The 15751-nt window shown below is 30.8% G+C and carries 15 protein-coding genes; 10 read left to right on the top strand and 5 right to left on the bottom strand.

What is annotated here, in order from left to right:
• Nucleotides 1-27 precede the first annotated feature (27 nt).
• The 3 genes from ABHQ57_RS07180 to ABHQ57_RS07170 form a co-directional block, all read right to left on the bottom strand.
• Nucleotides 28-2190 carry a choice-of-anchor D domain-containing protein gene (locus tag ABHQ57_RS07180; protein WP_167713489.1) on the bottom strand — a complete coding sequence of 721 codons (2163 nt, stop codon included), beginning with the start codon at nt 2188-2190 and terminating at the stop codon, nt 28-30.
• A 266-nt stretch (nt 2191-2456) separates the two neighbouring features.
• Entirely contained in the window at nt 2457-4364 is a 1908-nt protein-coding gene (gene dnaK / locus ABHQ57_RS07175) for a molecular chaperone DnaK (RefSeq protein WP_047789320.1), read from the bottom strand.
• A 136-nt stretch (nt 4365-4500) separates the two neighbouring features.
• Entirely contained in the window at nt 4501-5106 is a 606-nt protein-coding gene (locus ABHQ57_RS07170) for an NUDIX hydrolase (protein WP_159492505.1), read from the bottom strand.
• A gap of 7 nt (nt 5107-5113) precedes the next feature.
• Here ABHQ57_RS07170 and pyrE point away from each other — a divergent pair, with 7 nt between their 5' ends.
• Both pyrE and ABHQ57_RS07160 read left to right on the top strand, forming a co-directional pair.
• Nucleotides 5114-5764, top strand: a complete 651-nt coding sequence (gene pyrE, locus ABHQ57_RS07165) for an orotate phosphoribosyltransferase (RefSeq protein ID WP_047789321.1) — start codon at nt 5114-5116, stop codon at nt 5762-5764.
• Nucleotides 5765-5774: 10 nt separating this feature from the next.
• A complete protein-coding gene (locus ABHQ57_RS07160; protein WP_047789390.1) occupies nt 5775-6164 on the top strand; it encodes an orotate phosphoribosyltransferase in 390 nt (129 codons plus the stop codon).
• Here ABHQ57_RS07160 and ABHQ57_RS07155 read toward each other — a convergent pair.
• On the bottom strand, nt 6159-6896 hold the full coding sequence (locus ABHQ57_RS07155; protein WP_167713488.1) for a biotin--[acetyl-CoA-carboxylase] ligase: 738 nt from the start codon (nt 6894-6896) through the stop codon (nt 6159-6161). The two genes, ABHQ57_RS07160 and ABHQ57_RS07155, sit on opposite strands and share 6 nt — an antisense overlap.
• An 86-nt stretch (nt 6897-6982) precedes the next feature.
• Between ABHQ57_RS07155 and rsfS the strand changes: the two genes are divergently transcribed.
• Genes rsfS through ABHQ57_RS07125 form a run of 6 tightly spaced genes read left to right on the top strand, consistent with a single transcriptional unit; the run spans nt 6983 to nt 11624 of the window.
• Nucleotides 6983-7351 carry a ribosome silencing factor gene (rsfS, locus tag ABHQ57_RS07150; RefSeq protein ID WP_047789323.1) on the top strand — a complete coding sequence of 123 codons (369 nt, stop codon included), beginning with the start codon at nt 6983-6985 and terminating at the stop codon, nt 7349-7351.
• A gap of 25 nt (nt 7352-7376) precedes the next feature.
• On the top strand, nt 7377-9302 hold the full coding sequence (ftsH, locus tag ABHQ57_RS07145) for an ATP-dependent zinc metalloprotease FtsH (RefSeq protein ID WP_047789324.1): 1926 nt from the start codon (nt 7377-7379) through the stop codon (nt 9300-9302).
• Between the two features lie 11 nt (nt 9303-9313).
• Entirely contained in the window at nt 9314-9904 is a 591-nt protein-coding gene (locus ABHQ57_RS07140) for a hypothetical protein (RefSeq protein ID WP_047789325.1), read from the top strand.
• 3 nt (nt 9905-9907) lie between these two features.
• Complete coding sequence (locus ABHQ57_RS07135) at nt 9908-10702, top strand: phosphatidate cytidylyltransferase (RefSeq protein ID WP_047789326.1); 795 nt, start codon at nt 9908-9910, stop codon at nt 10700-10702.
• Nucleotides 10703-10728: 26 nt separating this feature from the next.
• Complete coding sequence (locus ABHQ57_RS07130) at nt 10729-10986, top strand: acyl-CoA-binding protein (RefSeq protein WP_047789327.1); 258 nt, start codon at nt 10729-10731, stop codon at nt 10984-10986.
• A gap of 5 nt (nt 10987-10991) precedes the next feature.
• Nucleotides 10992-11624, top strand: a complete 633-nt coding sequence (locus ABHQ57_RS07125; protein ID WP_389863003.1) for a YceI family protein — start codon at nt 10992-10994, stop codon at nt 11622-11624.
• Nucleotides 11625-11681: 57 nt separating this feature from the next.
• Here ABHQ57_RS07125 and ABHQ57_RS07120 read toward each other — a convergent pair whose 3' ends face one another.
• The gene (locus ABHQ57_RS07120) at nt 11682-13220 is read right to left on the bottom strand and encodes a peptide MFS transporter (protein WP_167713486.1); all 1539 of its coding nucleotides are present in this window, start codon (nt 13218-13220) and stop codon (nt 11682-11684) included.
• Between the two features lie 187 nt (nt 13221-13407).
• Between ABHQ57_RS07120 and ABHQ57_RS07115 the strand changes: the two genes are divergently transcribed.
• The gene (locus tag ABHQ57_RS07115; protein WP_159492508.1) at nt 13408-14094 is read left to right on the top strand and encodes a TetR/AcrR family transcriptional regulator; all 687 of its coding nucleotides are present in this window, start codon (nt 13408-13410) and stop codon (nt 14092-14094) included.
• Nucleotides 14078-15748, top strand: coding sequence for a peptidase domain-containing ABC transporter (locus ABHQ57_RS07110; RefSeq protein ID WP_047789331.1), 1671 nt, complete (start codon nt 14078-14080; stop codon nt 15746-15748). Before ABHQ57_RS07115 ends, ABHQ57_RS07110 begins: the two co-directional genes overlap by 17 nt.
• Nucleotides 15749-15751: the final 3 nt, after the last annotated feature.

Genomic DNA, 15751 nt, shown 5'->3' with positions numbered 1-15751 from the left:
TGAATTACTATTTAAAGGGAATGTTTTTTATTGACATGCGACTGTATTCCAAGAAGCTCCAGATGGCTTAACCCATTGGTTTGCTTGTGTATTTGGTGGATTCAAAGGATCAAAACCAGCATCATGTTGAATACATGTTAAGCTATCATTTCCATCTGCAATCATATAAATGAAATTTACATTATTACCATTTGCTACGTTTAAACTTGTTAAATTATTATTTCTTAAATGCAATGAAATTACTCTTGAATTATTAGAAATATCCATGCTTGATAAGTTGTTATTATAAGCAACAAGTGTTCTTAAATCTGGATACATAGAAACATCTAACGTACTAATTTGATTCTGTTCTAAATATAAAGTTCTTAAACCGTTTGCAATAGTAGGTAACACTAACGTAGAAATATTGTTACCTCCACATTGAAAATTCACTAAGCTAGAATGATTTGTTAAATCTATTGTACTAATACTATTTTGCTGAATTAATATTGTTTGTAAAGCTGTATTAGCTGAAAGATCTAATGAAGTTAAGTTATTGTTTTTTAACGACAAATGTGTTATTGCTGTGTTTTGGCTTAAATCTATACTTGTTAAAGAGTTGTTCATTGCATGAAATTGTGAAATATTTTCAAAAACCTCTAAACCAGTAACATCTGAAATACTAAGACCATCTACACGAATGACACCTGTGTAAGCTTGTGCTTCTGAAACCTGAATTTCACCATCTCCATTTGTATTTATCGATGAATCCCCTACCAATGCTGACTTAAAGTTGGCATCTGGTATGTTTACAATATTACCTGTAGCAGCTTGCAACCCCTTTCCACTAATAATAATAGCATAACTCGGTTTTGTAGGATCATTACTTTCTACAACTATCATTGCCTGCTTTTGTCCTTCAGATTGTGGTGTAAAACGTGCTGTTACCTCATAAAAGCTATTAGGAGCAATCGTTTGTGGTGCAGATACATTTACCAAAGTAAAGTTATTAGCATTGGCTCCGCTCATTCTAATATTACTTACCTCTAAATTTCCTTGACCATTATTCTGAATAGCAAAAGTTAAATCATTTCCAGAGTTCCCTACAGTAACATCACCAAAGTTCAATCCTGTTTCACTAAAAGCAATTGCAGGTTGTGCTGGCGCTGTTCCTGTTCCATTCATTGGTAAAAACACTTCATTTTCACTAGAGTTATTAAAAAATCTAATAGATGCTGAAGCAAATCCTTGTGAACTTGGCGTGAACTTAACTTCAAAAGTATATGTATCACCTGGAGCAATAGTTCTTATTAATGAACTTGTTCCTCCTATTACTGTAAAAGATGATGATGAACTACCTCCTATAATATTCACATTAGTAATCTCTAAATCTGTATTTCCTGTATTAGAAACTATAATATTTTTAGATAAGTCTTCACCTACTTCAACATTCCCAAAACTTATAGGTGATTCACTAAACTCTATAACTGACATAGGTGTTGCTGTAGCTTTACCGCTTAAGGCAATGGCTTTAACACCTGCATTAGTTGTCACCTCTAAACTTGCTGTTTTTTCTCCTACATTGGTTGGCTCAAATACTACCGTAATGGTTTTAGTTTCTCCTGCAGCTAAAGTTTCTGTTGTTGCTGAAGTTGAAAAGTTAGCAGCATTGGTCCCTTTTATTTCAAAGCCTGTAATTTCTAAGTCTGCATCTCCACTATTAGTTATAGTAAACGTAGCGTCTTTTGTTTGATTAATCTCTACGTTTCCAAAAACCAAAGCCGTTTCACTTAAATCAACACCTGGTAATGGTTTTGGTTTTGCAATTCCTGTTACTTTTACTTCTTTTTTCCCAATATTAGTCGTAATTTCTAAGATAGCCTTTTTTTCTCCTTCTGTTAAAGGAGCAAAGGTAATTTCAAAAGTATACGATTCTTCCTTTTTAATTACTTTTGGTACTGCACTAGTTGAAAAATCAGCAGCATTTGTTCCTTTTAATACAAATTCATCTATTTCTAAATCTGAACCTCCCTCATTTGTTACTTTAAACGAATAGTTAATAGTTTGTTCTACTTCTACTGCTCCAAAATCCTTTTCTATATCAGTAATAGAAAACTCTGCTGGAATAATTTCTTCATCCTTATCACAACTTGTGATACTTACAAGTACAAAAAGAATAGCACTTGCATACATGTTAATTTTTTTTCTCATGTGTGTTTATTTTTCTGATTTATTTTTTGTGCTTCCTTATAGTTATAAAGCACTTCTCCCTTATATTGGAAGTAAAATTACACACAGGACACCTCTTACAGTGAAAAAACTGCTGAAGTGATTTTATCTTTTTCTAAAACACTTTTTTTTTTTTCTAAAACACCTAATACCTATTTAAAAACAAAAAAGCCCGTCAAATGACGAGCTTTTTTACATCTACAGTCCTAATAAAACTTGTAATGCTTTTTAGGATAATACAATCAAATTTATTTTACTTCTTCAAAATCTACATCTTCTACATTATCTCCTCCTTCAGCTGAAGCTCCTGCATCTGCACTTCCTTGCGCACCAGCTCCATTTGCTTGTGCATCTTGTTGTGCTTTATACATCTCTTCAGAAGCAACTTTCCAAGCTTCGTTAATCTTTTCCATTGCAGCATCGATAGCAGCAAGGTCTTTAGATTCGTGTGCTTTCTTTAACTCTTCTAAAGCAGCCTCGATTGGTTCTTTCTTATCTGCTGATAATTTATCACCAAACTCTTTTAATTGCTTTTCAGTTTGGAAAATCATAGAATCTGCTCCGTTAATTTTATCTGCAGTTTCTTTAGCCTTTGCATCTGCATCTGCATTTGCTTCTGCATCTGCTTTCATCTTTTGAATTTCTTCATCTGTTAATCCAGAAGAAGCTTCGATACGGATGTTTTGAGATTTACCTGTTGCTTTATCCGCTGCAGATACGTTGATGATTCCGTTTGCATCAATATCAAAAGTTACTTCAATTTGAGGAACTCCTCTTGGTGCTGGTGGAATATCTGTTAATTGGAAACGACCAATTGTTTTATTGTCTGCTGCCATCGCTCTTTCACCTTGTAATACGTGAATATCTACCGATGGTTGGTTATCTACTGCTGTAGAGAATACTTGCGACTTTTTAGTTGGAATGGTTGTATTTGCATCGATTAACTTTGTAAATACATTACCCATTGTTTCAATTCCTAATGATAATGGTGTTACATCTAATAATAATACGTCTTTTACATCACCAGTTAACACTCCTCCTTGAATTGCTGCTCCTAACGATACAACTTCGTCTGGATTTACTCCTTTACTTGGCGCTTTTCCGAAGAACTTCTCAACTGCTTCTTGAATTGCAGGAATACGAGTTGAACCTCCTACTAAGATAATCTCATCGATATCAGAAGTTGATAAATCAGCATTTTTTAACGCTGTTTGACAAGGCTCGATAGTTCTTTTTACTAAATCGTCAATTAATTGCTCAAACTTAGCTCTACTTAACGTTCTTACCAAGTGCTTTGGTCCACTAGCTGTAGCAGTGATATATGGTAAGTTAATTTCTGTAGAAGTTGTGCTTGATAATTCTATCTTCGCTTTTTCAGCAGCTTCTTTTAAACGTTGTAATGCCATAGGATCTTTACGTAAATCCATATTTTCTTCAGCATTAAACTCATCTGCTAACCAGTTAATGATTTTTTCATCTACATCATCACCTCCTAGGTGCGTATCTCCATCAGTAGCTAATACTTCAAATACTCCATCTCCTAATTCTAAGATAGAAACATCATGTGTACCTCCACCAAAGTCAAATACTACAATTTTCTTATCATCATTTGCTTTATCTAATCCATAAGCTAAAGCTGCAGCTGTAGGCTCGTTAATAATACGACGAACCTTTAGTCCTGCAATCTCTCCTGCTTCTTTAGTTGCCTGACGTTGAGCATCGTTAAAATATGCTGGTACAGTAATTACAGCTTCAGAAACTCCTTGACCTAAGTAGTCTTCAGCAGTTTTCTTCATTTTCTGTAATATCATTGCAGAAATTTCCTGAGGTGTATACATACGATCATCAATTTTAACTCTTGGTGTATCGTTATCACCTTTTGCTACCTCATAAGGAACTCTTTCTGCTTCTCTTTGAGACTCAGAATATTTATTCCCCATAAAACGTTTAATAGAATAAACTGTTTTAGTTGGGTTTGTTACTGCTTGACGCTTTGCAGGATCTCCTACTTTACGTTCACCTCCTTCTACAAATGCAACTATAGAAGGGGTTGTTCTTTTTCCTTCTGCATTTGGAATTACTACAGGCTCATTACCTTCCATCACAGACACACATGAGTTCGTAGTACCTAAATCTATACCTATAATTTTACTCATAATCTTTATTTATCTTTTTTTAAGTTTTAAATTCAATTTTACGAATAGTATTAGTCAAAGTGTATGCCATTGGTTTTTTATTTGTATTTTGACAGAAAAAGACACAAAACCAATCATTTTTTATGACAGAGTGTCATTAATCGATGTTATCTAAATAAGATTCATAGACCATTACTATATTAGCAAATGTATTCTGTAATGCTTCAATTGTTTCTTTTTTATTTTTAAACTCTGCTTTTGTAATACCTTCTTCTAATTGAGGGGTTAAACTTCCTTCATAATTAGAAAACATTAAATACCAGTGTGTTTCTTTTAATCGATATTCATTTTGTTGTATAAACAAATGGTATGTAATAAGGAGTTCTTTATTAATAATTAGTTTTTCAATACCACATTCTTCTTCCACTTCTCTTATTGCTGCTTCCATTAAGTTCTCTCCTTCCTCAACACGTCCTTTGGGTAAATCCCATTTATTTCCTCTGTAAATAAACAATACTTTTTTACTTCCGTTTAAAACCAAACCTCCAGCAGCAATTATTACTTTAAATTTAACCTTAAAATCTTTCCAATCTTCAATTAAATTATTAGAATAGATATAAAAACCGTTTAACTTACCTACTTTTAACTTATAAATAAGTTCTTGAATAATTGTATTTTTGTAAATATAAACTGGAAAATCTTCTTCATTTTTAAATGAAGTTGTAAAGATTATTGGTTTATCATTAACAAAAACTTTATACATTTGCGCTATGGATTTTAACAAAGATACAGCAAAAAAAACTGCCGAGCTTCTTTTGCAAATTAAGGCTATAAAATTAAGTCCCCAAGAACCTTTCACATGGGCTTCTGGCTGGAAATCACCTATTTACTGTGATAATAGAATCACGCTATCATACCCTCCTGTTAGAAACTTTTTAAAACAAGAAATTGCTAAACTGGTAGAAGAAAAACACGGTAAACCTGATGTTATTGCAGGTGTTGCTACTGGTGCTATTGCTATTGGTATATTAGTTGCTCAAGAACTTGGAGTACCTTTTGTGTACGTTAGACCAGAACCCAAAAAACATGGTAGACAAAATCAAATTGAAGGACATATAGAAAGTGGTCAAAACGTTGTAGTGATTGAGGATTTAATTAGTACAGGAAAAAGTAGTTTAAATGCTGTAAAAGCACTTAAAGAAGCACATACCAATGTAAAAGGAATGATAGCTATTTTTTCTTACGGATTTAATATTGCCACTGAGAATTTTAAAAATGATAAAGTAGAACTTACTACTTTGAGTAATTATGAACATTTATTAGAACAAGCCTTAGATAGTAAATATATTACTAGTGAAGAACTTCGAACATTAGAAGATTGGAGAATTGCTCCTAGTGAATGGAATCAAAACAATAAATAACAGCACAACAATGAATATAGAAGGAAATACAGTTACTGTAAAAAAATCATCTAAAGATTTATTTGAGTTTCTAACTAAATTAGAAAACTTTGAACAACTAATGCCTGAAAACACTCAAAAATTCGAGGTTGATGGTGACAGCTTTATTTTTGGTTTAAAAGGTATGCCAGAAATTCGCTTAATCATGAAAGAAAAAACAGAATATTCTAATGTTACTTTAGGTGCTGCAAGCAGTAAACTACCTTTTACATTAGCTGCTGATATTAATGAAATTAACGATAGTGAAAGTAAAGTTACTTTAAAGTTTAATGGCGAATTTAATGCTATGATGGCTATGATGGTTAAAGCACCATTAACAAAGTTTATTGGTACGCTAACTGAAAATTTAGAAAAGCTATAAAATGGCAAACGAAACTTCTTTCAAACCAAATTCTTGAATCGTTTCATTTTCTAATTCTATTTGGAGGTTTCCACTTTTTGAAACTCCAATAATTTTCCCCATAAATAAAGTGTTCTGACTATTTTTAAACATTGTTGGAACATTTTTTTTATACAATACTTTTAAGTAAGCCTTTTCTAGTAAGTCATATTCTTTTTTTTCTAAGAGATTAAAATAATCTTTTAGCTTCATTAAAATGCTTTCTAGCAACATTTCTAAATCAAACTCTTTTCCTAGAATCATTTTTATAGAAGACGCATTTGGTAAATTTTCGGGAAATAATGCTTGATTTACATTGACCCCTATACCAATTACAGAAGACACTAAATCATTCCCTTTAAGAGTATTTTCAATTAATATACCCACTATTTTTTTATTTCCTGACAGAATGTCGTTTGGCCATTTTACCGACAAGTTTGGTATTCCTAATGCTTTTAAAGCTTGAAAAACACTTAATGAAACACTAAAATTTAAGTACTTGTGCTCTCGAATATTTAACCCTACAAACCTTGAAAACACACTAAAAGTAAGGTTTTTTCCCTCTTCAACAACCCATTCAGAGTTCATTTGACCTCTACCTTTAGTTTGTGTTTTTGCGACTACCACCGTAAAATCATCAACTACCACTTTTGACACCATATTCTTTAAAAAACTGTTGGTAGAGTCGATGGCATTAAGTTTGATTATTTTCATATGAATTTAGCGTGTAAAACAAGTATCAATATTACATAAATTACTCGCAAAAAAATAATAACTTTGCTAAAACTTAATTTTTTTTAATGACAATAAAACAAACAAACACAGACGATCTTTTAGCTGTGATTATTAAAGGGATTGATGATGTAAAAGGAGAAGATATCCAATTACTAGATCTAAGAGAGATAGAAAACACTGTTTGTGATTATTTTGTAGTTTGTTCTGCTAATTCGAACACACAAGTTAATGCCATTTCCGGCTCTGTACAAAAAATAGTAAGTAAAGAACTAAAAGATAAACCTTGGCACATTGAAGGGCAAGGAAACTCTGAATGGGTTCTTATGGATTACGTAAATGTTGTTGTACACATCTTTCAAAAACAAGTTCGTGAATTTTACGATATTGAAAGCCTTTGGGGAGATGCAAAAATTACAGAAATCAACCCAGCATAATTGCTAACATTTTATACACCTTTTTATGAGTGATAATAAAAAAAATGCGCCAAAATTTAGTTTTAATTCATTTTGGCTATACATACCAATAATAGTTATCCTACTAGGATTAAGCTTTTTTAATTCTGGTAATTTAGGTTCTCGTAATATTACAAAAAACGAGTTTACTAAAATTCTTCAAGCAAACGATATTAAAGAAATCGTTGTAGAAAACAATAATGTTGCTCAAATATTTTTAAAGCCTGAAGCTGAGAAAAAAGAAGAGCATAAAAAACTAGCAGATTCTCCATTTTACAGAAAAGGATCTCCTCTTTACACTTACAACTTTGGTGATTTACAAAATTTTGAAAATGAAATTAACAAAGAAAAAGAGGATAAAAATCTTGACTTCGATAAAGTTAATGTTGAAAGGACTAGCATGATGGATACCATTATTAGCTTCCTTCCTTTTATTTTATTGATTGTTATTTGGCTATTCTTTATGAGAAGAATGTCTGGAGCTGCTGGAGGCGGTGGTGCTGGAGGACAAATTTTTAACATTGGTAAATCTAAAGCTAAACTTTTTGATGAAAACACTAAAGTTAAAACTACTTTTAAAAATGTAGCTGGCTTAGAAGGTGCTAAAGAAGAAGTTCAAGAAATTGTAGACTTCTTAAAGAGCCCTGAAAAATACACCAAATTAGGAGGTAAAATTCCTAAAGGAGCTTTATTAGTAGGACCTCCTGGTACAGGTAAAACCTTATTAGCAAAAGCTGTAGCTGGTGAAGCTGGAGTTCCTTTTTTCTCTTTATCTGGTTCAGATTTTGTTGAAATGTTTGTTGGTGTTGGTGCCTCACGTGTACGTGACTTATTTAAACAAGCACAACAAAAATCTCCTTCTATCATTTTTATTGATGAAATTGATGCTATTGGACGTGCTAGAGGAAAGAACAGTATGACTGGTGGTAATGACGAACGTGAGAATACCTTAAACCAATTATTAACTGAAATGGATGGTTTTGGTACTGATACTAATGTAATTGTATTAGCTGCTACCAACCGCGCTGATGTATTAGACAAAGCTTTGATGCGTGCTGGTCGTTTTGATCGTCAAATTTATGTTGACTTACCAGACTTACACGAACGTAGAGAAATTTTTGAGGTTCACATTAAACCTTTGAAATTAGCTGCTAATGCCGATTTAGAATTTTTAGCACAACAAACACCTGGATTCTCAGGTGCAGATATCGCTAACTTGTGTAATGAAGCCGCTTTAATTGCTGCTAGAAAAGGTAAAGAAGCTATTGAACATCAAGACTTTTTAGATGCTGTTGATAGAATCGTAGGTGGATTAGAAAAGAAAAATAAGGTTATTACTCCTAAAGAAAAGAAAGTAATTGCTTTTCATGAAGCTGGTCACGCAACTGTTAGTTGGATGTTAGAACATGCTGCCCCTTTAGTAAAAGTAACTATTGTTCCTCGTGGTCAATCGTTAGGAGCTGCTTGGTACCTTCCTGAAGAGAGAAAAATTGTTCAAACAGAACAAATGCTTGATGAGATGTGTGCTACTATGGGAGGTAGAGCAGCTGAAAAACTAATTTTTAATAAAATCTCAACTGGAGCGTTAAGTGATTTAGAAAAGGTTACTAAACAAGCTCGAGCTATGGTTACTGTTTATGGCTTAAATGATAAAGTAGGAAACGTTACTTACTATGATTCTTCAGGTAATGATTCATTTGTAAAACCATACAGTGAAGCAACTGCACAAAAAATTGATGAAGAAATCTCTGAAATAATAGAGAATCAATACAAAAGAGCTGTTGACATACTAGATCAAAACAGAGATAAATTAACTGAATTAGCTGATTTATTACTTGAAAAAGAAGTTATATTTAAAGACGATTTAGTAAAAATATTTGGAGACAGACCTTTTGGAAAAGAAGAAAAACCTCAAATTACAACAGAAGAATAGTTTTTATTTTAATGAATTTTTTCAAAAAAATATTTAAAATATATCAAGAATCATCTAAAGAAAAAAAAGCCAACGAACAAGAAGTTTATTTGTCTTTAGATGATTCTTTTGTTCATCATTTTATTAATAAAGGAGGAAAATTTTTATACTGTACATCAATAAACGAAGTAAGTAATAATTTAAAGAACATCTTACAAGAAAATAATTGGCGCAAAATTACTTGTACCGATTTTGATTTATTAAAGATTACTGAAAAAATTGATATTTCTGTACAAAACCATTCCTCAGAATCTGTACCTTTTTTTACTTCTTGTGAACATTTAATTGCCGATAAAGGAGAAATTTTATTTTCATCCAATCAATTAGGCAGTCATAAAATAGCTTCTCTTTCTAAACATTTTATAGTTTATGCAACTACGAGCCAGCTTGTAAAAAACACTGGAGAAGGATTAACAGGTATTAAAACACATTTTAGCGGTAATATTCCAACAAATATTAGTTCTGTTAAGAATTATAAATTTGAAGTTGAGGATGATAATTTTTTGAGTTATGGTAATAATAACACAAAAGATTTATATTTGCTGCTCTTTGAAGACCTTTAAAATATGTCTAACCTTTTTGTAAGAAGTCTTTCCGCACTTGTTTATGCTATTCTATTTATTTCTGCTATTCTTTTTTCTGCAGAAACATACATAGGATTACTTGCTTTGTTTGCTACTGTTTGTATTTGGGAACTTTCTAAAATTATACAAACAAAAAATATAATTCCATATATACTTTTAGCTAGTGTTGTTTATTTAACTTTTAAGAATACAACTTTTAAGTACACTGATTTTTTATTTGGCATTACTATAGTTGGATCTACTGCTTTGATTTATTTACTTATTAGCTCCAAACTAATTAAAACAGATACTTTAGCTAAAAAACTTTTTTTACAAGTTATATATTTAGTATTACCATTTTACTTCTTAATGAACCTTCCTTTCATTAATGGTTCTTATCATCCAAACATAGTTATTTATATAATATTTATTATTTGGACTAATGATAGTTTTGCCTTTTTAGTGGGGAAAAATTTTGGAAAACGAAAATTATTTGAAAAAGTATCTCCTAAAAAAACAATTGAAGGGTTTATAGGCGGTTTATTATTTTCAATAATTGCAGGTTTTGCTATTGGTCAATACTCTGGAATTTTTTCTATCTTAAACTGGATAGTCATTGCTATCATAGTTGCTATTTTTGGTTCTTTAGGGGATTTAGTAGAATCTAAGTTTAAAAGACAAGCTAACGTGAAAGATAGTGGTACAATTATGCCAGGTCATGGAGGCTTATTAGATAGGCTAGACAGCTTGTTTTTCCTTGCTCCCTTCGTATATTTGTACATTCATTACATAATGTAAACTATCTATAGGCACAAACCTCAATTATGAAAGATGATTTAGATTTAAAGTTTAAAGAAGCTTATCAAAAAGCATCTAAACTAGAGGAAAAGCTTCCTCCTGATGTTATGCTACGTTTATATGCTTACTATAAACAAGCTGTAAAAGGAGACAGGTTTACATTTAATGATAATAGTGACTTACGAAATGCCTTTAAATTTAATGCTTGGATGCAGCTTAGAGGTATGAGTGAGTCAGAAGCAAAAAAAGAATACATTAAACTAGTAAACTCAATTATAAAATAAACCTCATGAAAAAAATCATTTATTCTTTAGTTATTTGTTTTACAGCTTTTCAAATGACATCTTGTAAATCTGAAGCAAAAAAAGAAACAAAAACTACAAATAAGGAAATTAAAGTAGAAAACAAGGCTGCATTCGTATTACAAGATGCTGACAATGTTATAAACTGGACAGCTTACAAAACTACTGAGAAAATACCAGTGAATGGAGAATTTAAAAAAGTAAACATTACCGCTGGTGGTGAAGCTAACACAGCTAAAGACGCTATAAATAATGCTGAATTTTCTATTCCTGTAATTAGTATTTTCACAAAAGACACTAGTAGAGACTTTAAAATTAAAAAGTTTTTCTTTGGAGTAATGGATAAAACTGAATTACTTTCTGGAAAATTAGTTCTAGAAAATGACTCTATTGGTTATGCTAATATTACCATGAATGGTGTTAGTAAAAAACTTCCTTTTAACTACACATTAAACGGAAAAAAGTTTAGTTTAAATGCAACTATGAAAATTACAGACTGGCAAGCTAATAAAGCATTAGAGTCTTTAAATACTGCATGTAAAGACTTACATAAAGGTGCTGATGGTGTTTCTAAAACTTGGGATGAAGTTGCTTTAAATATTACATCTGTTTTTAAATAAAAACCGATTAAACATATATTTGAAAGCCTCAGAGTAATTTCTGAGGCTTTTTTAGTTTTAATGTACTTCAAACATCCATTTTTTTACAGGCTTATAAAAAGCAATGACTAATAAACCTATTATTACTGATATTACTCCTAGGTTGGCATACACAGAAACATATGAGTACAATTGGTGAAAAACCTCAGGTTGCCCCATAACGGTTGTGGATGATAAACCGGTTAATAATTCAGTTACTTTTCCAAAAAAGCCCTTAGAAAATACTCCTAAACTACCGTTAACAACTGTTGTTAAATTGGCTATTTTACCTGCAAAAAAATGACCATAAAAGTTTGCTGAAAACCATACGCCCATTATAAAAGCAATATACTTTACTGGAGATAACTCTGTCATTTTAGATAATCCAATAGGAGATAAAAACAGTTCTCCTGTTGTTAGTATAAAGTACCCTAAAATCAAATACATCATTGGAGTTTTAGCTAATTCATCAACTTGATAACCTGACAAGCTAAAAGTTATAAAACCTACTCCTAAAAACAATAATCCTAATCCAAATTTCACAACAGAGTTTGGATTCTTATGTATTTTATGCAAATACCCCCAAAGCATTGAAAATGGGATTGCCATTAGAATTATAAAAGTAGAATTAATACTATTTGTTTGAGCTGCATTTATTCCTACTAAGTTGACATTTCTATCTGCAAATAAAGTCAGTGAACTACCTGCTTGTTCAAAAATTGCTGCAAACAACGTATACAAAACGGTAAAAAATATAGCTACAGAAAGTTTTTTACGCTCTTTTGAAGTCACAGTTCGTAAAATCTTAATTAAAAACAATATCAGAAATAACGAAACTACCCAAACCAAGTAATGCTCAAACTCATGGTAATAAACTATCAATGCAAATACAGGAACAGACAAAAGTGCTGCAATTGTTATTAAGTTTCCTATTTTTACTCCAAATTGTTTCTCATCAAATAATTCTTGATTTGGTACTAAGCCTTTATCTTCAAAAACATTTTTCTTAAGTCCACCTTTAAAAACTAACAAGCCTAACAACATTCCTATTCCAGCCAAAACAAACCCATAATGCCAACCATATAATTCAGCTAACCAAGCACATAATAATGGAGCTACTGCTCCACCAATATTAATTCCCATATAAAATATGGTAAATCCTGCATCTCTCCTATTATCTCCATCAGCATATAACTTTCCAACAAACGAAGATATATTGGGTTTAAAAAAACCGTTTCCAACGATAATTAAAGATAACGAACCATAAAAAAATATCGGATGTTCAAATGTCAAAAAGAAATGTCCTAACGCCATTAACACACCTCCTAAAACAATTGCTTTTCTAAATCCTAATATTTTATCAGCAAGCATACCTCCTATCATAGGAGTCACATACACTAACGACATATATGCTGCATACACACCAAAAGACATTTCATCAGAAAAAAGCAAATGTTTTGTCATATACAACACCAATAAAGCTCGCATTCCATAAAAAGAAAAGCGTTCCCATAATTCAGCAAAAAATAAGTATAAAAGTCCCCTTGGATGCCCTAAAACATCAGTTCTTGAATTCATATATTCCATAAATTTTAAGTTTATACGAATATATTTTTCGACATCTAAAACCTAAAGGTATGTAGTTAATTGTAGTAAAAAATAAGCTTTTGTAAGTTTTTGTAACCAAAAAATTAACATCTTATTAATATCTATAAACGCTTATTTGATAGTTTTACTATTATATTTGCGCTATTAATTTTTATTTATGAAAAATTTACTATCAAATTTAAAAATAGAGATCCCTTCAGGAATATACATCAAAGACCCTGAAACCTCTGATTTGGGTAAAAGAATAATAGAAAACAGTATTATACTTATTGAAGAAATTGGTTTTGAGAATTTTAATTTTAAAAAACTAGGAAAGCTAATAGGCTCTAACGAAAGTTCTATTTATCGTTACTTTGAAAGTAAACATAAACTCTTAGTTTACTTAACTTCTTGGTATTGGGGGTGGATTCAATATTTATTGGTAATCGAAACTTACAGTATTAGTAACCCAAAAGAGAAATTAATTAAAGCCATAGAAGTTCTAGCTAGAAAAGCTGAGAAAGACAATAATTTTTCACATATTAATGAGGCATTACTTAACTTAATTGTAATTAACGAGAACTCAAAATCATACTCTACTAAAGAAGTAGATACAGAAAATAAAGAAGGTTTTTTTAAATTGTACAAAGAAGTAGTAAAACGTTTTGCTAAAATAATTAGTAATTATAACAATAATTATAAACATCCATTAACACTTGCAAGTACTATAATTGAAGGTATATTACATCAGCAATTTGTAAAATCTCATTTTAAATCACTAACTAATTGTGATAAAAGTACAACTACCACTTCCTTTTTTATTGAACTAACTTTAAACGTACTTTCTAATGAAAGAGAAAAATAAACTAACTCCATGGCAGCGATTTCTAGGATTAATAAATCTAGAAAAAAAAGACACCTTACAAATAGCATATTATGCCATTTTTGAAGGAATTGTTGCACTATCATTACCCTTGGGAGTACAAGCCATTATAAACTTGTTACAAGCGGCACAAGTATCAGCTTCCTGGATTGTTTTAGTCATCTTAGTTACTTCTGGCGTTGTTTTTAGTGGAATATTAAAACTAATGCAATTTAGAATTATTGAAACCATACAACAAAGAATTTTTACAAGAGCATCCATAGAACTTAGTTATCGTTTTCCTAAAATTAAAATGATAGAATTAAGAAACTACTATCCACCTGAACTCGCCAATCGTTTTTTTGATACGCTAACCATTCAAAAAGGTATTTCTAAAATATTGATTGATGCTCCATCAGCCATATTACAAATTGTTTTTGCTTTATTACTATTATCTTTTTATCATCCATTTTTTATTGTTTTTGGATTTTTAGTTATGTTGCTAATTTATGTTGTATTTAAATACACAGCACAAAAAGGTTTAGATACTAGTTTAAAAGAATCTAAAAACAAGTATAAAGTTGCTCATTGGTTACAAGAAATAGCTAGAACTATAATAAGTTTCAAATTATCAGGAAAGACAAGGTTAGCCCTTGAAAAAAGCGATATTTTAGTAGATAATTATTTAAAATCTAGAGAAAGTCATTTTAAAGTGCTTGTTATGCAATATATTCAAATGATTAGTTTTAAAGTTATTATTACTGCTGGGTTACTTCTTATAGGTGGTTTTTTGGTTCTTACTCAACAAATGAATATTGGTCAATTTGTTGCTGCAGAAATTATTATAATTTTAATTATGAACTCTGTAGAGAAACTAATACTTGGACTCGAATCTTTTTATGATGTACTTACATCTATAGAAAAGCTTGGGGAAGTTATTGACAAACCTATAGAGCCACAAAAAGGCAGTAACATTAATAAAGATAAGCCTTTTAAAATTGAACTTCAAGATGTTTCCTACATTGTAAATAATAGACAAAAACCTGTCATAAATAAAATTTCATTTGAAATTAATACACAAGATAGAATTTTAATTCAAGGAAGTAGCAACTCAGGAAAATCTAGTTTAATTCAACTTATCTCTGGTTTAATAGAGCCTACTTCTGGTAATATATTTGTAAATGATTTATCTTTAAAGGGCATTTTTATTAATAATTACAGATCTAACTTAGGCTTGTCTCTTTCTGAAGAAACTCCTTTTAAAGGAACTATTAGAGAAAATATAACTTTTGGTGACTCTTCAATAACTGATGAAGAAATATATAGCATCTTTAAAGTTGTAGGATTAACAGAATTTTTAAAGCAGCAACCTAAAGGTTTAGATACTTATTTAAAACCTGAAGGAAAACTTATTGCCTATACTGTAGCAAAAAAAATCATCCTTTCAAGGGCTATTATTAAAAGACCAAAACTACTTATTTTAGAAGACCCTCTAGACCAATTTGAAAAAAATGAAGCTAAGAAAATTATCGATTTTATTACCAATATTTCTCAACCATGGAGCTTAATTATTGTAAGCCGTAATGAACATTGGAAAGAAAAATGTAACAAACAAATTACCCTTGAAAAAGGCAGTATTACTAACTTTAAATCGTAAGTA

The organism is Tenacibaculum sp. ZH5_bin.1, assembly GCF_042865525.1.
GTDB classification, from domain to species: domain Bacteria; phylum Bacteroidota; class Bacteroidia; order Flavobacteriales; family Flavobacteriaceae; genus Polaribacter; species Polaribacter mesophilus.
The sequence above is the reverse complement of the archived record's forward strand: the minus strand, read 5'-3'. Positions and strand labels throughout refer to the sequence as shown.